At 43.6% G+C, this 17,970-nt stretch carries 20 protein-coding genes; 19 read left to right on the top strand and 1 reads right to left on the bottom strand.

The features are described 5' to 3' along the window. The first annotated feature begins 98 nt into the window (after nt 1-98). The 5 genes from rlmH (at nt 99) to HRT75_RS07815 (ending at nt 5,210) form a co-directional block, all read left to right on the top strand. Nucleotides 99-572 carry a 23S rRNA (pseudouridine(1915)-N(3))-methyltransferase RlmH gene (gene rlmH, locus HRT75_RS07835; protein WP_291184815.1) on the top strand — a complete coding sequence of 158 codons (474 nt, stop codon included), beginning with the start codon at nt 99-101 and terminating at the stop codon, nt 570-572. Beyond that, on the top strand, nt 572-1,153 hold the full coding sequence (gene rdgB, locus HRT75_RS07830) for an RdgB/HAM1 family non-canonical purine NTP pyrophosphatase (protein ID WP_291184813.1): 582 nt from the start codon (nt 572-574) through the stop codon (nt 1,151-1,153). Before rlmH ends, rdgB begins: the two co-directional genes overlap by 1 nt. Nucleotides 1,154-1,418: 265 nt before the next feature. Further along, complete coding sequence (locus tag HRT75_RS07825; RefSeq protein ID WP_291184810.1) at nt 1,419-3,188, top strand: DEAD/DEAH box helicase; 1,770 nt, start codon at nt 1,419-1,421, stop codon at nt 3,186-3,188. An 83-nt stretch (nt 3,189-3,271) separates the two neighbouring features. Next, on the top strand, nt 3,272-4,036 hold the full coding sequence (locus HRT75_RS07820) for a carboxypeptidase-like regulatory domain-containing protein (protein ID WP_291184808.1): 765 nt from the start codon (nt 3,272-3,274) through the stop codon (nt 4,034-4,036). A gap of 37 nt (nt 4,037-4,073) precedes the next feature. Further along, nucleotides 4,074-5,210 carry a serine hydrolase gene (locus tag HRT75_RS07815; protein ID WP_291184806.1) on the top strand — a complete coding sequence of 379 codons (1,137 nt, stop codon included), beginning with the start codon at nt 4,074-4,076 and terminating at the stop codon, nt 5,208-5,210. A gap of 62 nt (nt 5,211-5,272) precedes the next feature. Here HRT75_RS07815 and HRT75_RS07810 read toward each other — a convergent pair whose 3' ends face one another. Continuing rightward, nucleotides 5,273-5,851, bottom strand: coding sequence for a fasciclin domain-containing protein (locus tag HRT75_RS07810; RefSeq protein ID WP_291184804.1), 579 nt, complete (start codon nt 5,849-5,851; stop codon nt 5,273-5,275). A 388-nt stretch (nt 5,852-6,239) separates the two neighbouring features. On the opposite strand from HRT75_RS07810, the gene HRT75_RS07805 reads away from it, so the two are divergent. The 14 genes from HRT75_RS07805 to HRT75_RS07740 form a co-directional block, all read left to right on the top strand. Continuing rightward, nucleotides 6,240-6,788 (top strand): pyridoxamine 5'-phosphate oxidase family protein, encoded by a 549-nt coding sequence (locus tag HRT75_RS07805; RefSeq protein WP_291184803.1) that lies wholly within the window; start codon nt 6,240-6,242, stop codon nt 6,786-6,788. Continuing rightward, complete coding sequence (gene modA, locus HRT75_RS07800) at nt 6,775-7,524, top strand: molybdate ABC transporter substrate-binding protein (protein ID WP_291184802.1); 750 nt, start codon at nt 6,775-6,777, stop codon at nt 7,522-7,524. The genes HRT75_RS07805 and modA overlap by 14 nt, the downstream gene beginning before the upstream one ends. Before the next feature lie 10 nt (nt 7,525-7,534). Continuing rightward, complete coding sequence (gene modB / locus HRT75_RS07795) at nt 7,535-8,224, top strand: molybdate ABC transporter permease subunit (protein WP_291184800.1); 690 nt, start codon at nt 7,535-7,537, stop codon at nt 8,222-8,224. Then, nucleotides 8,221-9,084 carry an ATP-binding cassette domain-containing protein gene (locus HRT75_RS07790; protein WP_291184798.1) on the top strand — a complete coding sequence of 288 codons (864 nt, stop codon included), beginning with the start codon at nt 8,221-8,223 and terminating at the stop codon, nt 9,082-9,084. The genes modB and HRT75_RS07790 overlap by 4 nt, the downstream gene beginning before the upstream one ends. Then, nucleotides 9,081-9,629: a cysteine hydrolase family protein gene (locus HRT75_RS07785; RefSeq protein WP_291184796.1), complete on the top strand. Its 549-nt coding sequence runs from the start codon at nt 9,081-9,083 to the stop codon at nt 9,627-9,629. The genes HRT75_RS07790 and HRT75_RS07785 overlap by 4 nt, the downstream gene beginning before the upstream one ends. A gap of 2 nt (nt 9,630-9,631) precedes the next feature. Beyond that, nucleotides 9,632-10,123 carry a GTP cyclohydrolase gene (locus tag HRT75_RS07780; protein WP_291184794.1) on the top strand — a complete coding sequence of 164 codons (492 nt, stop codon included), beginning with the start codon at nt 9,632-9,634 and terminating at the stop codon, nt 10,121-10,123. Nucleotides 10,124-10,138: 15 nt separating this feature from the next. Further along, nucleotides 10,139-10,597: a hypothetical protein gene (locus HRT75_RS07775; RefSeq protein ID WP_291184792.1), complete on the top strand. Its 459-nt coding sequence runs from the start codon at nt 10,139-10,141 to the stop codon at nt 10,595-10,597. After that, a complete protein-coding gene (locus HRT75_RS07770; protein ID WP_291184791.1) occupies nt 10,594-11,256 on the top strand; it encodes a hypothetical protein in 663 nt (220 codons plus the stop codon). Before HRT75_RS07775 ends, HRT75_RS07770 begins: the two co-directional genes overlap by 4 nt. Before the next feature lie 8 nt (nt 11,257-11,264). Further along, the gene (locus tag HRT75_RS07765) at nt 11,265-12,041 is read left to right on the top strand and encodes a prolyl oligopeptidase family serine peptidase (protein ID WP_291184790.1); all 777 of its coding nucleotides are present in this window, start codon (nt 11,265-11,267) and stop codon (nt 12,039-12,041) included. Nucleotides 12,042-12,044: 3 nt separating this feature from the next. After that, nucleotides 12,045-12,560, top strand: a complete 516-nt coding sequence (locus HRT75_RS07760) for a GNAT family N-acetyltransferase (RefSeq protein WP_291184788.1) — start codon at nt 12,045-12,047, stop codon at nt 12,558-12,560. 40 nt (nt 12,561-12,600) lie between these two features. Continuing rightward, entirely contained in the window at nt 12,601-13,272 is a 672-nt protein-coding gene (locus HRT75_RS07755; protein ID WP_291184787.1) for a hypothetical protein, read from the top strand. A 60-nt stretch (nt 13,273-13,332) separates the two neighbouring features. Further along, nucleotides 13,333-14,136, top strand: a complete 804-nt coding sequence (locus HRT75_RS07750) for a hypothetical protein (protein ID WP_291184786.1) — start codon at nt 13,333-13,335, stop codon at nt 14,134-14,136. A gap of 93 nt (nt 14,137-14,229) precedes the next feature. Continuing rightward, nucleotides 14,230-16,638, top strand: a complete 2,409-nt coding sequence (locus tag HRT75_RS07745) for a glycogen debranching protein (RefSeq protein ID WP_291184785.1) — start codon at nt 14,230-14,232, stop codon at nt 16,636-16,638. 1 nt (nt 16,639) lies between these two features. Beyond that, nucleotides 16,640-17,970, top strand: a 1,331-nt coding sequence (locus HRT75_RS07740) for a M20/M25/M40 family metallo-hydrolase (RefSeq protein ID WP_291184784.1), incomplete at its 3' end; no start/stop codon positions are given.

Raw genomic sequence — 17,970 nt, 5'->3', positions numbered from 1 at the left:
GGCTAAATTACTAATTCCCCCCTAAAGATCTCTTGTGAAGCTTTGCTTTCCTAAAAACTAAATAGTTTACTCTTTTTAGGCTTTTGTACCTTTGTGAGATGAAGTTCACACTTTTAGCCGTTGGAAAGACCGACAGTAAAGAAATTGAGCAGCTTACAGAAATCTACACCAAACGAGTCGCTAGATATGTAAAGTTCGAAATCAAGATCATTCCTGATCTCAAAAAACGAGCGAAGCTCTCTTTTGAGCAGCAAAAGAAACAAGAAGCCGATTTGATCCTGACGCAGCTCAATACCAGTGATTTTGTGGTCTTATTGGATGAGAATGGAAAACATTACAGTTCTGTGGACTTTTCCAAATTTCTGCAACAACGGATGAATTCTGGTATTAAGAATTTGGTCTTTATCATCGGCGGACCTTATGGTTTTGATCAAGCGCTTTACTCAAGAGCAAACAGCAAGTTGTCGCTCTCCAAAATGACTTTTTCTCACCAAATGGTTAGACTCTTTTTTGCAGAACAGCTCTACCGCGGCTTCAGTATTTTAAACAACGAACCTTATCACCATCAATAATGACCGAATTTGTTTTTGCTACACACAACGCAGGTAAACTCAAGGAACTGCAAGCCATGGTGCCTCCCAGCATCAAACTGTTGAGCTTGGATGACATTGGCTGTCATGAAGAGATTCCCGAGACCGAAACCAACTTTAAAGGCAATGCGCTTCTCAAGGCACAGCACGTTCAAAAACACTACGGGCTGCCTTGCTTTGCCGATGACAGCGGTTTGGAAGTATCGGCCTTAGATGGAGCTCCAGGGGTCTATACCGCGCGCTATGCGGGTGTTGATTGCACCTCTGATGATAATATGGACAAGCTTTTGGGGGCATTAGAAAATCAGAGCGATCGATCCGCACGCTTTGTTTGTGTTATTGCGCTTTTACAAGGAAATGAGCCTGTTTATTTTGAAGGATTTTGCCCTGGTGAGATCCTTTCAGAACGCCATGGCACGGACGGTTTTGGGTATGACCCAATCTTTAAGCCCAATGGCTTTGACCGCTCCTTTGCACAAATGACTATGGCAGAGAAAAGTGCCACGAGCCATCGAGGAAAAGCAGTAGCCCAATTGGTGGCATTTTTAAAGAATTCTCAATAAACGCCCTGATAACAAAAAACTTAGTGTACTTTTTTCAAGGGCAACCAAATTTTAAAACTTAAACTTCAAAGTATAAAATTTGGTTGGGTTTCAAGAACCACTTCGTTAGTCCGCTAACTTTTTTATTTCTTCAAAAAAGCTTGGAAACAAAAAACTTAGCGTACTTTTGCCCCTTGAAATTACCTCGGGTTGAGGAAATGTGTTGCACGAAGCTAAATGGGTTTACTTGTCGCGTGCTTCGACCAACACGCAAATACAAGTAACTATGAGTGCATTTGAAGCATTAGGACTGTCTGCGCCTTTATTGCAGGCCACGGCCGATATGGGTTTTGAAAAACCTACAGAAGTTCAGGCCAAAGCCATCCCTTTATTATTAGAATCAGAAACCGATCTGGTTGCTCTAGCGCAAACCGGAACAGGAAAGACGGCCGCTTTTGGTTTTCCGTTGATTCAAAAGATCAATGTAAAAAGTAGAAATACACAAGGCCTTATTATTGCGCCTACCCGTGAACTCTGTCTGCAGATCACTCATGAACTGCGCTCCTATTCACAACACATAAAAGGTTTACACATTGTGGCCGTATACGGCGGTGCGAGTGTACAAGGACAAGCTAAAGACCTGAAGAACGGTGCCCAGATCATTGTAGCGACTCCCGGTCGTATGAAAGACCTTATCGGTCGCGGTGTTGCTGTCATTAAAAACGTAGAGTATTGCGTTTTGGATGAGGCCGATGAAATGTTGAACATGGGATTCTATGAGGACATTAAAGAGATCCTTTCACACACTCCAGAAGACAAAAGTACCTGGCTTTTTAGTGCTACTATGCCTAAAGAAGTGGCTGCCATAGCCAAAAAGTTCATGTATGATCCCCAAGAGATCACAGTAGGAAACAAAAACAGTGGTGCGCAACGCGTAGATCATGAGTACTACCTGATCAGTGCTAGGGATCGTTATTTAGCGCTAAAGCGCTTGGCAGATGCCAATCCAAACATTTTCTCTGTAGTCTTTTGCCGCACGAAACGCGATACGCAGAAGGTTGCTGAGATGCTCATTGAGGACGGATACAATGCCGCTGCTCTTCATGGGGATCTAAGCCAGAATCAGCGTGACTTGGTCATGAAATCGTTCCGAACCAAGCAAATTCAAATGCTTGTGGCAACTGACGTGGCTGCGCGTGGTATAGATGTGGACGACATTACTCACGTGATCAATTACCAACTGCCGGATGAGATTGAAACCTACACCCACAGAAGTGGTCGTACCGGACGTGCAGGAAAATCAGGAATCTCCATGGTTCTAGTTTCCAAAAGTGAGATTCGTAAGATCAAGGCCATTGAAAAGATCATCCAAAAGGAATTCAAGGCCAAATCACTGCCGACAGGTATGGAGATTTGTGAGATCCAACTCTTGCATTTAGCGGAGAAAATCGAACAAACCGATGTCAATGCAGACATTGAGCCTTACGTTGCTGCAATCATGGAATCCTTGGGGAAATTCGACCAAGAAACCTTGATCAAAAAGATCTTTAGTGTAGAATTCAGCAGATTCTTTAACTATTACAAAAACGCTAAGGAGCTTAACGTTCCAGAAGTTGGCAATGTATCTGCAAGCGGAAACAGCACGCGATTCTTTATCAATGTTGGCGCTAAGGACGACTTTAGTTGGATGACGCTGAAGGACTTCTTGAAAGACATTTTACAGATCAAAGACGACGGGCTTTTCAAAGTAGATGTCAAAGGAAGCTTTTCATTCTTCAACGTAGAAGAGCCGCATGTGAAGCGTGTTTTAGATACTTTTGAAGACTTTACTTTAGACGGCAGACGCATTGTAGTAGAAGCAACCACAGAGAAACGCCGTAAAGGTGGTGGTAAGCGATTTAAAGATTCAAATTCCAGAGGAAAGCAACCTAGAACACGCAAGTCCGACAAACGCCGAGGTGGTAAATTCAATGATGATTTTAGCAATAAACGCGGACGCAAGAACCGATCTGGAAACAAGCCTAAAGGCACGGGTGGTAAGCGCAGACGCCGTTAAGAGTCTTAATTTTTTTGTAAATATGTAGTTGTGATACACAAATTGACCACTTAATACGTATTTTTGAAACTAAGAATCTTGCTATGAAGCCTTTCTGGTTCCTTATTGTTACCCTTGTTTGCTTTTCGGCTACGGCCCAAGAAGAGCAGACGCAGACGGTGCAAGGTATTGTTCAAAACGATGCCGATGATAAGGTTTTGGAAAACGTGAATATCGTGAACCTCAATCAGGTGATCGGTACTGTTTCTGAAAGAGACGGAAGCTTCGAAATTCCTGCGAAAGTCAACGACACCCTTTACTTTTCTTACCTCGGATTCAAATCCATCCGCGTTCGCGTGACCAATGACCTTTTGAATTTTGGGGAGATCATAGTAAAGATGACGGAGCTTGGAATCGCTTTGGAAGAAGTGGTGGTCAGACCTGTTGAACTAACGGGATATCTAGAGATTGATGCCAAGATCATCCCTGTATATGACGATTATCGTTATGCCATCGCTGGTTTAGATCGGGGTTATGAAGGAGGTTCACAACAACCTGGAGCTGTGGGAAAAGTGCTCAGTGCCATATTCAATCCCGCAGATTTCCTCTATAACGTCTTTGGGAAAAGGCCCAAACAAATGCGCAAGCTACGCCAAATGAAGGCCGATGATAATATTCGGAATTTATTGCAAAGTAAGTTTGACCGAGAAACCCTTATGGCCGTATTGCAGTTAGAACGCAACGATCTGGACATGATCCTGAACAACTGTAATTATTCGGATCAGTTCATTAGAACAGCCAATGATTTGCAGATCCTAGATGCCATCTCTGAGTGTTATGAGGAGTACAAAGTCCTCAACAGAGAGTAATTCACCAAATCCTTATCTTTAGGCAAATTCAATGCCTATGTTCCTGCGTTTAGCGCTAATTTCATTCAGTCTATTCACCTTATTTTCATGTCAAAAAGAAGCTGTTGATCCTTTACAGGCAGCACTATCTGCTGATGATCCCGCCATAAAAAAGGTCATGAATAATCTAGAAGCTCATGAGGTACAAATAGCCCTTAGTGTGGTTGACTATTCATCGTCCAGCCTTGCTTTCAAGGAATACGAATTCCAAGTAAATGATTCCGTCTATTTCTATCCGGCCAGCACGGTGAAGTTTCCAATGGCAGTAATTACCCTTGAGCAATTGGATGACAATGAATTTATAAATCTGGATGCAACCATTACCGTTAATGGCGATAGCATCTCATCAAGCTTTCGGAGAGACATTCGAGACATATTCGCAGTCAGTAGTAATGAAGCCTACAACCGGCTTTATGAATATCTGGGCAATGATTTTGTCAACGACCGTATGCATGAAGTTGGGCTTAATAACTTCCGCTTGGCCCATCGTTTATCCACCCCAAATGCGGCAGATCCAATGACCAAGGGACTTATCTTTCAAGGAAGCGGAGAAGATGAGCTTTTTGAGGGAGAAGGTTATCAAATGCAACCCCTTCAGCCCTTGAACCTTCAAAAGATCAACAAAGGAGTGGGTTATTATAAAAACGACACTTTAGTGAATGACCCCATGTCTTTCGCTTTAAAGAACTACTACCCCATCAGCAGTATGCACGGTACTATGAAACGCGTGATCTTTCCCGAGTACTTTTCTACCGATGAGCAATTTAAACTCTCTGCGGAGCTGCATCAGTTCTTGATGGAAAGTATGCAGCTTTTGCCACATGAGGCTGGCTACGCCAAACCTGAGTATTACGACAGCTATGTCAAGTTTTTTATGTTTGGAGACAACAAAGCAGATATGCCTGAGGACATCAGCATTATGAATAAGGTAGGCTACGCTTACGGTTATTTAACAGACTGCGCCTATATTTTGGACCACACCAATGAGATCGCCTTTATTTTAACAGCGACAGTTCATGTCAATGAGAACGGCATCTACAATGATAATAACTACCAATACGACGAAACAGGAATTCCTTTTCTAGCGGCTTTGGGCAGACAGATCCATCAGCAGCTATTAAAATCAAAACAATAAAAAAAGGCTGCTCATGCGAACAGCCTTAATTCATAGCAATTTTATTTTTTGACCACCTAAAACTATTGAGGCATTACAACAGAGTCAATGGCGTGGATCACTCCATTGCTTGCTGCTACGTCTGGGATAATTACCGTAGACTTAGCTCCTGTAGCATCGGTTAACATTACGTTTCCTCCTTCTAGAGTTAAAGTAATGGTTCCACCTTGTACAGTTTTAACCTCGAACTTTCCATTGTTCTTCTTAATTGCGTCTACCACTGCAGCTGCTTCAAACTTTCCGGCTACTACGTGATAGGTCAATACCGCTGTTAGTGTTCCTTTAGCTTCTGGCTTCAATAATCCTTCAACGGTTCCCGCTGGTAATTTTCCGAATGCGTCGTTGGTTGGAGCAAATACAGTGAATGGTCCTTTACCGCTAAGGGTCTCAACCAATCCAGCTGCTTTTACAGCCGCAACTAGAGTACTAAATGCGTCGTTTCCTGCAGCAACCCCTACGATTGTAGGAGGTGTATCTACAGTTTTAGCTTCAGTTACATTTTCTACTTCTGCAGTAGCAACCTCAGCAGTGTTGTTCTGTGTGTTTTGCGCACAAGCCGAAATAAACATTCCAGCAAGTACAAACGTGGCAATCTTTTTCATGAGTCTTAATTTTTGTAGTTATTGTTTCTAAACCAACATAAAAATTAACGGTTTTTGAAGTCGCCCTTTCTGAATTTTGACCGGTCCGGAACTAAAGGCCGACTCAGTTTTTTAGCTACTTTCTCAACAAGTCTGTTTTCTTAGTTTGATTTAACTGATGCTAAATTACTTCCTTCACGATGTAAAAGTATTAATATTTTGTTTAAATTTTTTTACAAATTGTTAAACAATTTTAAAATCGACTGATTTCCATGAGGTAAAGCCTTCATTCTAATACTGTCCATCATATTTGATTTTATCAAGACGATTAAGAAACATTTAGGCAGATGGTTTTGCACTACTCCACACAGAAGCGTTATCTTTAGAGTCTCCTTATAATAGAGTCATAATGGCTGCACAATTTGAAGAACTCCGCGAGGTTCACAAGAACTTTATAAAAGCACAACCGATCTTCTTCGTAGCAACTGCTGCTGCAGAAGGGCGCATTAATCTTTCTCCCAAAGGCATGGACAGTATGCGTGTTTTGGATGATAAATCCGTCCTTTGGATGAATCTAACCGGTAGCGGCAATGAAACTGCCGCTCATTTGCTCAAAAGCAATCGCATGACCATCATGTTCAATGCCTTTGAAGATCCACCACTTATTCTGCGGCTTTATGGAAGTTGTGATATCTACCATCCCAGAGATGATGAATTTCAACAGTATATCAAATTGTTTCCCGAAACTAAAGGAGCTCGACAACTCATCAAGCTTCATATAGACACGGTTCAGACGTCTTGCGGCTACGGAGTTCCCTATATGGAGTTCAAAGCCCATAGAACGCGTTTGGCCGAGTGGGCTCAAGCCAAAACCGAGGAGGAGCTCTGGGACTATTGGGAAAAGAAGAACCAAAAAAGTATAGACGGATTTGAAACAGCCATCTTTGCAGAAGAGTAGATTTTGGATAGCATTAATTGCGCTTAGCTTCATCTTACTCGGATGCAATCAAGCGCCAACTCAGAAGTTGCGTATAGCTGTAGCTGCCAACGCCGAAGCTTTAGCACAGACCTTAGCAGATGAGTTTTCTGCTACACGTGATGTGGAGATCGATATCATAACTGGTTCTTCCGGAAAACTCACCAATCAGATCAGCAATGGTGCGCCCATAGATATCTTTATGGCGGCGGACATGTCCTACCCACAGCACTTATACGACACCGATTGGACCACTGCGGCTCCTATCCCCTACGCCAAGGGAATTTTGGTCGTGCTTTCTCAAGAAGACTTTTTAAAATCTGGAATGACAATGGATGGTTTGAAATCTTTGGCCATACCCAATCCAGAACTCGCTCCATACGGTCGTGCGGCAAAAGAGCTGTTGGAATATCAAGAGCTTTGGGAAACTGTAAAACCGAACTTAGTGTATGCCGAAAACGCCGTGCAAGCTGCCACCTATGTAGTTTCAGGTGCCGCAGAGGCAGCAATAACGGCAAAATCAAGTGCCCTCCAGGCCCAACAAGAATCGGAAGTTTTTGTTCTGGACATCAATAAAGTACACTACAAACCCATAATTCAAGGAGTCGTGATCATTAAACGGGGGAAACTGCACCCTTTTACGCAAGACTTCGTGGACTACCTGCTTAGTGAGGCCGTTCAAAAGCGTATCAAACAACACGGCTACGATCTGCCCTAGAATTGAATTAATGCTATCTTTGAGTAGCGTGAATTGGGATCCACTTTTTCTAACCTTTAAATTGGCTTTGGTCACTACCCTAGTATTACTGCTTGTGGGTATACCACTGGGCTATTGGCTGGCTTATTCCAGATCACGCCTAAAACCACTTTTGGCCGTTTTGGTAAGCATGCCACTAGTATTGCCGCCAACGGTAATCGGGTTTTATCTACTATTAGCTTTTAGTCCCAACAATGCTTTCGGAGCCTGGTTAGAACAAACCTTTGATCTCCGTTTGGTATTCAGCTTTACAGGCTTAGTTATTGCCTCTGTGATCTACGGAATTCCATTTATGGTCCATCCTATACAATCCGGCTTACGTGGATTACCTCCCGCTTATAAAGAATCTGCACAATTGATGGGAAGAAGTCGTTTCTCTATTTTGACTCGAGTTTTACTACCCAATATGAAGCCCGCATTGCTTAGTGGCATTGTGTTGAGTTTTGCGCATACTTTAGGCGAGTTTGGGGTAGTATTAATGATTGGTGGATCTATTCCAGGCGAGACTCGAGTGGCTTCCATCGCTATTTATGACGAGGTGGAACGCTTAAATTTTGGGCAGGCTCATTTGTTATCACTAATCCTCTTTGCGATTGCCTTTGTCATTTTGCTTTGGGTCTATACGCGAGGCAGTAAAAATTGGAAAGGAGTGGTGGGATGATCGACATTACACTTCAAAAAAGCCTTAAATCACAAGATGGCACTATGATTTTAGATCTGAGCTTTCAAGTAGAATCGGGAAGCTTTAATGCGCTATTTGGTCCTTCTGGCGCAGGGAAAACCTCAACCCTAAAGATGATCAGCGGATTGCTTAGGCCTGATACAGGAAGTATACAAAGCCACGGAGACATCTGGTTCGATTCACAAAAGAAGATCAATCTAGCGCCAGGAAAGCGCAAAATAGCCTATGTGTTCCAAGATGCTGCCTTGTTTCCCAATATGAGTGTGCTTGAAAATATTCAGTATGCGGCTGGATCAGATCCAGATAGGGCTTACTTAGAAAACCTCATCTCCAGTATGGGATTGGAGAAACTCGTAAACCACAAACCAGATATGCTCTCCGGAGGACAGGCCAAACGCGTGGCTCTGGCTCGTGCTCTCGCACAAAAACCCGATTTGTTACTATTAGACGAACCCTTCACTGCCTTAGACCAATCGGCTAAAATAAAATTACAACAACACCTAAGTGGCTTGCACCAAGACTACGGATTTACGGTGATCTTGGTGAGTCATGATCATGCAGAGGTCATGCAATTGGCTACAAAGGCATTTATAATTGAGGCTGGACAGTTGCTCCGATCCGGAACCCCGGCTGAAGTCTTCGGTTTGGAAGGAGCTTCTGACGAGATCACTGTGATGGCGCAGATCATTGACCACGACGCAGAATCAATAACCGTAATGCACCAAGGGCGGACGTATCGCTTGTCTTGGGATGCATCACACCAACCAACTATTGGCAGCTGGATCAACATCCGCCTAAAAACAACAGACGCACAAATTAACTCGCTAGGTAAGCTATGAGAACACTACTCTTAATAGACATACAACAAGGATTTGAGGACATTGCCTATTGGGGCGGAAACAGAAACAATCCAGACGCAGAAACTAAGGCCGCGGAACTCTTAGCCCTTTTCCGCGAAAGAGGTTGGCCTGTCTATCATATTCAGCATTGTTCCACAAATCCAGAGTCACCCTTACGCCCTGATTTTAAAGGTAACGCCATTCAAGAAGTCGTTAAGCCTATAGCATCAGAACCAGTATACACCAAAACGGTAAACAGTGCTTTTATAGGAACTCCTTTAGAAGAGGCCTTGAATAAAAGCGGACAAAAACAGGTGGTAATGGCTGGACTGACTACGGATCACTGCGTATCTACCAGTGTTCGGATGGCTGCAAATTTGGGCTTTGAGGTTACTTTAATTGAAGATGCCACGGCTACCTTTGACAAGACCGATCGCAATGGCAAACACTATGATGCGCAACTGTTGCATGAAACAGCCATAGCTAGTTTGGACGGAGAATTTGCCCAAATACAAACCCTTGACGAATTTAAAAGTACCTTATAAAAATGATGCAACTCTTAGCTACAGCGAGCTTACAAACCAAATACGGCACATTTACGGAGACTCGTTTTTACGATGGTCAAAAGGAGATCATCACCTTACATAAGGGAGATCTTAAAGATGCGGAGCAGGTTTACTGCCGATTGCATTCCAGCTGTATCTATGGGCACTACTTCAATTCCGTAGAATGCGATTGTCAAGAGCAGATGGATAACGCTGTGGCTCAGATCGCTGAGGCAGGAAAAGGCGTTGTGGTGCTTTTGGATCAGGAAGGAAAAGGCAACGGACACCTCGCCCTTATGAAAAGTAAGGCCTTTAAGGCAAAGGGCATGAAACAAGGCCCTGCTTATGTCGCGGCAGGTTATCAGGAAGAAGCTAGAGACTTTCAACCGGCAGCCAAGGCGCTCTTGCATTTTAAAATGCAATCTGTGGCCTTAGACAGTGAGAATAAACACAAAAGAGCCGCCTTAGAAGCTGTTGGCCTATTGCTGGTATAAAATCACACTTTAACTATGAAGAACCGAGACCGACGTGTTGGCTTTATGACCTACTATTTTATGGTAGGTGGACTCATTGGTTTGCTGGTGAGTTTTTTAAGGCTGCGACATCCTGGAGACGACAGCTGGTTCTGGTTTACCTTGATCACGCAAACCGTGCTGTTCAGTGTTTTCTTTTATGTGGGTTATTTGTTTCTGAATAAGGAAAACAAAAAAGCTTCAGAATTGGGCATTGTCATTCAAGTGCTCCAATTGATAACATTTGTGGCCTGGGGTTGGAGTTATTACTTTGCCGGTGGAATCGGTGTGGCCTTTAGTTATGGATTAGAAAGCCAAAGCATCGAGCTCATTGCGGGTGTTTCTGAATTTGAATGGGAACTCATTCCCAAACGCACACCCAAGCAATTTGGAATTAATGTATTTGCACTTATAATTCTCACTATCTTGTTACGTATAAGAAAAACTTACCGATGAAGCACTATTTCCTTCTAGCCTGTTTAATGCTGATGAGCACTCTAAGTTTTGCTCAAGAATCCACCGATGAACGCATTGATCAAATTGTAGAAATCATTTGCAGTAAGATGGACTATTTGAACACCGCAGCGGACTATCGCGAGTTTAATGTCATGTTTGAAGAAGTTGCAGGTCCGGAGATCATGAAACTTCCATTTAAAGAACGAGATGAAGCCGTCAGCAAAGTCTTCTATCGTTTGCAAACGCAATGTTCAGAAGTACAAGAAATCATGATCCGATTACAGCCGGATGATGATTGGGCTACCTCAGAAGAAAAAATTCCATCTAAAACCAGTCGTAGAGACCTCAAAGATTTTAAAGCACAGGAATCTTTCTATTATTCCGAAAAGGACTATACGGTTAACGTTGTCGTCAAGGATGGTTATTGGAGCGACCAGTTCCCAGATGGAACCGCAACACGTCTAAAAATGGAATGGCTTTCCAAGGATACCTTTGTGCTGATCTTTGAATCCAGCACCAATGAAGTCCGCGATCAGCTCAGCAATCCCGGGGATCGTTATTACTATCAAGTAATTGAAAAGAAAGAGGATGCCTATACCCTACAGTCCTGGATTGACAATCAAGACTTCTTTTCTATTTCAGACATTAAATTCAAATAGCATCCACCATGAAACAATTATTCACGCTTGTATTATTCGTGATTAGCGGGTCTATAATCGCACAGGACCTGGATCGCTATGAAAAACAAACCTATTTAGGGCGTGATGGAGAACTCCCCTATCGAATCCTATTGCCCAAGCATTACAATCCGGATATCGCTTATCCTTTGGTCTTGTTTTTACACGGCTCGGGAGAGCGCGGCAGTGACAATAGTGCGCAGCTAAAGCATGGTGGAGCCTTGTTCGCTTCGGATGCAGTTCGTGATGACTATCCGGCAATCGTAGTATTTCCACAATGCCCGATAGACGGTTATTGGGCCAATATGGAGTATTTACAAACTCCTGAAGGGGTTACCATTACGTATCCTAGAGGGAATACACTAAAAATGGAGCAAGACCTCCTGGAAGGCCTGCTCAAAGATTTGCAAAAGAACTATACCGTAGATAAAAACAGAATCTATATTGGAGGTCTTTCCATGGGTGCTATGGGAACCTTTGAACTGGTTAGGCGTAATCCAAGGACCTTTGCGGCTGCCTTTGCGATTTGCGGTGGCGCCAATCCTGCTATTGCTGGTAAGATTGATCGTCAGCCTTGGTGGATCTTTCATGGAGATGCTGATCAAGTGGTTCCGATTAAATACTCTCAACAAATGGTAGACGCTTTAAAGCGCATTGATGCTGATGTGCAGTTTACCGTTTATCCTGATGTTGGTCACGACAGTTGGACCGCCACCTTTGCCAATCCAGAGCTGCTCTCTTGGCTCTTTGCACAATCCAAAGAATGATCCATGGCTGTAATTGAAACGCAAAGACTTGAATTAAATCCGGTGCAATCCAATGATGCTGAATTCATCTATGCGTTGCAGAACAGTCCCAAATGGCTCAAGTATATCGGGGATCGTAACATCAACAGTGTGGATATAGCCCGCAACTATATCCTAGAGAAAATGGAAGCTCATTACAAGGAGCACGGTTATGGAAACTATGCGGTGTTTGAAAAACAATCCAACAAACCCGTGGGAACTTGTGGCCTGTTCAATCGCCCAGGCTTGGAGGTGGTAGATATTGGCTTTGCCCTTTTACCGGAGTTTGAGGGCAATGGATACGGCTCAGAAGCAGCCTTTGCGCTTTTAGATTATGCTAAAAACGAGCTTCGACTACAGAAGGTATCGGCAATTGTATTGCCTGATAACAAAACATCCGTGAATCTGATTCAGCGTTTAGGCTTGAGCTTTATCAAAAAGGTTCAGCTGCCCAATGACAAAGCTTGGCTGGATTATTATGAAATTGTGCTCAACGAGTAGGAATTTCTTAGACCGAGTTGTTCTATCCTAAACAGACAACATGCGCAGCGCCAACTACTTCGCCATCTTTTTTGCCGTATTTACTTTGATTGGATGTTCATCAGACAACAACGATGACACGCCGGACAATAACGACAATAACTCCGGAGGACAACAACAAGAGCTTCCCAAGACAGCCATTGCAGACTCCGCTTTTGAACAGGCTTTAGTCCTATTGAATTTCGACGATGAAGTAGACGGGTTTGTACTAACAGCCAATATAGAGAATGTAACCAGTTTGGTGCTTAACGATCAAGGCATTAGCGATCTTAGTGGAATCCAAGATTTTATCAATTTGGAGAACCTTTGGGTCAATGACAATCAATTGGAGAGTTTACCAATTTCTACAAACGGCAGACTAAAATTCATTTTTGCCGATTTCAATCAGATCACTGCGCTTAACGTATCCGCTTTAGCAGATTTGGAAAAGATCAGTCTTATTGATAATGCCTTAGAGAGCATCAACATAAGCAACAATGCTGCTTTGCAGCAATTAGTGGTCCCGGGCAATCAGTTGGAGAATCTTGATGTGTCTGCTAATACGTCTTTGACCGTTTTAGATGTGTTAAATAATCCACTAACCTGCGTACAAGTATCCAGTGCACAACAGGCAGATATCCCAACAGATTGGGTCATTGATACTGATGACAACTACAGCATCAACTGCAATTAAGCAGTAAGACTTCGCTTACATATATAATTTAGTGCAATGATTTAGCGTTTTAATAATGCTATGAAGACTGCGATAAAACTCCTAACGCATCTAACCATCATTGCAATACTTACCGCGCTCACTCAGGTGGGCGGTGTCCTGTACGGATTGGTATTGCTGTTTTACCGACCTCAACAGCGCAAAACCATCAAACGTGCGGCTGTATTCACTATTTCTTACTTCATCCTCAACCTTTGGGGGATTCCGCAATTGGCAGCCTATTTTGGGCGTGTAGAACTGCCCCAAAATGAGAAGATACAGGCGCACAATTACGGCTACAGACTACTCAACCGGCATTATGTCACTCCTGAACTCAAGGCGCAACTGGAAGAACTCGCCGATCAAATGCAAAGGCACGAGCCTGATCTGGTACTGGTCTATCTAGACGCAAACTTTCCTTTTATTGATGGATTTCCACTATTTCCTCATTTGAGTCACAACGACGGGAAAAAGATTGATCTGAGTTTTGTGTATCGCGATGAATTTGGAAAGCTCACTAACGACAAACCCTCTCGTAGCGGTTATGGTGTCTTTGAGTCGCCCAGGCTGGGAGAGTTCAATCAAACCGAAGTTTGTCTCAACTCTGGCAATAAACAATACGATAAAACAACCTGGCTTACCCTGGGAACGCCCAATAAGGAATTGGCCTTTGACGCAAAACTCAACACCCGATTATTACAGAACCTCAGTGCCAACAGCGCTACGCATAAAATATTCGTGGAGCCGCATTTAAAACATCGATTGGGAATTGGTTCCAGCAAGGTGCGCTTTCAAGGTTGTCACGCGGTACGGCATGATGATCACATCCATTGGCAGATCAAATAAGACTTCTTGAGTATTTTGAGAATCGGGCATTTCAAATTATCTTAGAGTTTCGATTCTAAAACCAATCCCTGCGGGGTACACACGCACATTTCTATGAAGAAATCCTCGGTTCTGCTCATGGCCTGCGGCATGAGTTTATTTGCGCTCAATAGCTGTAAAGACGCTTCAGAAGACACAAATAATGACGATACTGCAACTCAGGAAGTATTCCTAGAAGGAAAACAGGAATACTTAGACTCTCCATTTGTAACTGCAGGTGACCGCGTTTATATGGTGGGCCATCAGGACGGTAGCTTCCCAGAGCTGGGCTGGCACATTACCGGTGAGATGGGCGGCGTTTGGAATCATCCTATCAAACTACTGGATGGGTTTTCACTAGAAATTTCTGAGGAAAATACTGGAGAAAGCCTCGATACAGCGGAAAAGTTTATCAATTATCCTTGGGGAAACTCGCACGACTATAATAGGTTAGTATCGCTTGATGTTAATGTTAAGCGGACTCAATTTGTTCCCGATGGGAAACAAGGAATCGTTATCCTATATGAAATTGAGAATAAAGTCAATACTCCTCGCAGACTAGAACTGGTTTTCAAAGCTAGTTCGGATTTAATGCCAACTTGGCTCGGAGAACGCACTAACATGGAAAATTGTTATGATCGGGTGCTTGAGGACGAAGATGGCTACCTCTTTTTTGCAGACGAGTGTAGTCCTTGGTCCACTTTAATAAGTACAAATCTAAAATCTATAGATTTTAAGGCAACACAGACCACTTTTAAAGGTGCTGGAATTGAAGGAACGCAGCGTTTCATCCTTGAATTGGCTCCTGGCGAGACTAAGAATTTTAATGTAATTATAAGTGGTAGCTATGAATCTTCTGAAATTACAAAATCGGAAAATAAAGACATTCGCGAAAACTGGCCTGCCCTACTTGAATCCAAAAAAGCCCGTTTAGCCGCTTTAGCCAATCAAAGTAAACTCACCATTCCAGACAAAAAAATTGAAGAAGCCTTTGAGTGGCTCAAATACAACTCTGATTGGGTGATCCGTGACGTACCGCATGTTGGTCGTGGTATCACCGCTGGTATCCCTGATTATCCATGGTGGTTTGGCGTAGACAGTGAATACGCCTTAAAAGGCTATATGACCATTGGGCAGACCGAGATTGTGGAATCAACCATTGCGCTACTGGATTCTGTTTCTGAGGCTGTCAACGGCAACGGAAGGATCATCCACGAAATGTCTACCAATGGTGCTGTATTCAATCCAGGAAACATCAACGAGACGCCACAGTTCGCTTCCTTGATCTGGGAAGTCTTCAAATGGAATGCAGATAAAGCCTTTTTAGAACGCTACTTCCCTACTATAGAAAAAGGTTTGGCTTGGCTCATGGATTCTCAAGACGTAGATGGCAACCTATTCCCTGATGGTTTCGGAATGATGGAGATCCACGGACTAGACAGTGAAATGATAGACGTCGCTGCCTATACCCAACGCGCCTTTGCAGATGCCGCCGTTATGGCGGAATTATTAGGGAAAACTGAATTGGCTCAGCAGTACCAAGCCACTGCAGATCAAATGGCGGTAAAGATTAATGAAGAGTTTTGGTCTGAGGAGTTTAATTCCTTTGCAGACTTTATAGGGACAGACCAGCAAGCTTTACACCTCATTGAAGACGCAATAGTGCGTGCGGATACTTTGGACAAACCTTGGGCTGTGGAAGAGCTTAAAGCGACCCGAGCGCAGATCAAAGCCAATCGATCAGCAACTCCAAGACCTTTTGTATTGCATCACAATTGGGTGGTGAATACACCTATGGAAATGAACATTGCAGATTCGGACAAGGCTATGAAAGCCTTAGATACCGGTGCTAACTATGCCAATCCTTTTGGGATGTTTGTCACCGGAATTGACCGAGACGAATCCGCAGGCAGCGATGACGGATCGTTTAAAGGCCCAGAGATCTTTTCCTATACAGGAGCCGTAATGACTTTACCTACCGCGGTTCAGATAGTTGGTGAGAACAATTATGGCAGACCCGATAAGGCCTTGAATTATTTACAGAAGATGACCCGTAGTTTTAGTTATGCGCTGCCTGGCTCTATGTATGAGGTCTCGCCTGATTATGGAATGATTGTTCAGGCTTGGAATATTTACGGTTACGGTGTGCCTATAGTGCAGCAATTCTTTGGGATTCAGCCTATGGCGCACAAAAAGACGGTATACATTCGCCCGCAAATGCCTAGCGATTGGAGCGTTGCCAGTTTGGAGAATGTGAAGGTTGCTGACAATATGATCTCCATTTATTTTGATGAATTAGAGAACGGTCAAAAGCAGATCCGTGTGAATCAAACCGCGGACGATTGGGAGATTGTCTTGGAGCTTCCTATGGTTCACGAACTCACTTACAGTTTTAATAAAGGCGTTGCCAATGAGGCTGAAGGCGATATAGAAGCGTTCAGCACACGCGGTAAAAACCTCGAACTTAATATTAACAAGCGCTAGCATGGACAAAAACGTTCCATCTCACCTTTGTGCACTGCTCATTATGCTTTTACTCCCGTTAGGGATTCAAGGGCAAAATAATTGGGATTCCGCTATTGATTCTAAACTCAAGCAAACGCTTTTGACGCCCAAGGATTTTGTGAGTTACCCCAATATCGCTGCCAATGCCGACGATATGATGGCCAACGTAAAGGTGGCTACCCATTATTTTGAAGCCCGAGGCTTTGAGGTTTCTCTTTTAGAATCAGAAGGCCTGCCTGTTTTCTTTGCGGAATTGACGGTAGATCCTGACGCTACGACCCTGCTCTATTATTTGCATTTGGATGGGCAGGCAGTAAATCCAGACAATTGGGATCAAGAGGACCCTTTTACCCCAGTGTTGAAACAAGAAGGGCAATCGGGGAACTGGGAGACCATCTCTTGGGACCGTCTTGACGGAGATATTGATATGGACTGGCGCATCTTTGGACGCGCTGCAGCTGACGATAAGGCGCCCATAAGCATGTTGCTCACGGCCATGGATATCCTGAAAGAGTCCGGGGAACAACCTAAACACAACCTCAAGGTTATTTTAGATCTCCAGGAGGAAGCGGGTTCTGAAGCCTTTTTATCTACTCTTAAACAGTACAGCGATCGCTATACTGCCGATTATATGCTGATCTTAGACGGGCCGGCGCACAACAGCAATCAACCTACCTTGACCTTTGGATGCCGCGGTATAGCCACATTCAGTCTAACCACTTATGGCTCAGAATTACCCCAGCACAGTGGGCATTATGGCAATGTAGCTCCTAACCCTGTGTTTATTTTGAGTCAATTGTTGGCAGGCATGAAAGGGCCAGACGGTCGTGTACTTATTGACGGATATTACCAAGACATTGAACTTACGGAGTCGGAACTCGCTATACTCAATGCTGTCCCCGATGATCAGGAAGAAATTGTGACTAAACTTGGATTGAGTGAAGCGGAGCAAGTTGCCGCTACCTATCAACTCGCCATGCAGTATCCTTCCTTGAACATTAGACATATTGAAACCTCTTGGAAAGGTCCAGGGCTCAAAACCATCATACCAGAATGGGCTCGTGCTCACTTTGATGTACGTTTAGTTTCTGAAACAGACGGCGCGGCGATCTTAGAAAAAATTAAAGCCCACATAAAGGCACAAGGTTATTATTTAATTGATCGCGCGCCAACTGCGGAAGAACGCCTTACCTATTCGAAGATCGTGAGTTTTGACGGGAATGCAGGCGTTAATGCGTTTAGAACCGATATGGCCAGTCCTTTTGGCCTTCAACTCGCTGATGCCATCACCGCTAGTTTTGGTCAACCTCC

Origin of the sequence: Gilvibacter sp. (assembly GCF_013214815.1) — a bacterium.
Lineage (GTDB): Bacteria > Bacteroidota > Bacteroidia > Flavobacteriales > Flavobacteriaceae > Gilvibacter.
Note: the sequence above shows the minus strand (reverse complement) of the source record. Positions and strands in the feature narration are given on the sequence as shown.

Bases quoted from the DNA above. Each gene is read 5' to 3' on its own strand.
- HRT75_RS07805 (WP_291184803.1), top strand. From the start codon at position 6,240: ATGGCTGCACAATTTGAAGAACTCCGCGAGGTTCACAAGAACTTTATA.
- HRT75_RS07750 (WP_291184786.1), top strand. From the start codon at position 13,333: ATGAAGACTGCGATAAAACTCCTAACGCATCTAACCATCATTGCAATA.
- HRT75_RS07770 (WP_291184791.1), top strand. From the start codon at position 10,594: ATGAAGCACTATTTCCTTCTAGCCTGTTTAATGCTGATGAGCACTCTA.
- HRT75_RS07785 (WP_291184796.1), top strand. From the start codon at position 9,081: ATGAGAACACTACTCTTAATAGACATACAACAAGGATTTGAGGACATT.
- HRT75_RS07780 (WP_291184794.1), top strand. From the start codon at position 9,632: ATGATGCAACTCTTAGCTACAGCGAGCTTACAAACCAAATACGGCACA.
- HRT75_RS07790 (WP_291184798.1), top strand. From the start codon at position 8,221: ATGATCGACATTACACTTCAAAAAAGCCTTAAATCACAAGATGGCACT.
- HRT75_RS07755 (WP_291184787.1), top strand. From the start codon at position 12,601: ATGCGCAGCGCCAACTACTTCGCCATCTTTTTTGCCGTATTTACTTTG.
- modB (WP_291184800.1), top strand. From the start codon at position 7,535: ATGCTATCTTTGAGTAGCGTGAATTGGGATCCACTTTTTCTAACCTTT.
- HRT75_RS07820 (WP_291184808.1), top strand. From the start codon at position 3,272: ATGAAGCCTTTCTGGTTCCTTATTGTTACCCTTGTTTGCTTTTCGGCT.
- rdgB (WP_291184813.1), top strand. From the start codon at position 572: ATGACCGAATTTGTTTTTGCTACACACAACGCAGGTAAACTCAAGGAA.
- HRT75_RS07815 (WP_291184806.1), top strand. From the start codon at position 4,074: ATGTTCCTGCGTTTAGCGCTAATTTCATTCAGTCTATTCACCTTATTT.
- HRT75_RS07760 (WP_291184788.1), top strand. From the start codon at position 12,045: ATGGCTGTAATTGAAACGCAAAGACTTGAATTAAATCCGGTGCAATCC.
- HRT75_RS07765 (WP_291184790.1), top strand. From the start codon at position 11,265: ATGAAACAATTATTCACGCTTGTATTATTCGTGATTAGCGGGTCTATA.
- HRT75_RS07745 (WP_291184785.1), top strand. From the start codon at position 14,230: ATGAAGAAATCCTCGGTTCTGCTCATGGCCTGCGGCATGAGTTTATTT.
- HRT75_RS07825 (WP_291184810.1), top strand. From the start codon at position 1,419: ATGAGTGCATTTGAAGCATTAGGACTGTCTGCGCCTTTATTGCAGGCC.
- HRT75_RS07810 (WP_291184804.1), bottom strand. From the start codon at position 5,851: ATGAAAAAGATTGCCACGTTTGTACTTGCTGGAATGTTTATTTCGGCT.
- rlmH (WP_291184815.1), top strand. From the start codon at position 99: ATGAAGTTCACACTTTTAGCCGTTGGAAAGACCGACAGTAAAGAAATT.
- HRT75_RS07775 (WP_291184792.1), top strand. From the start codon at position 10,139: ATGAAGAACCGAGACCGACGTGTTGGCTTTATGACCTACTATTTTATG.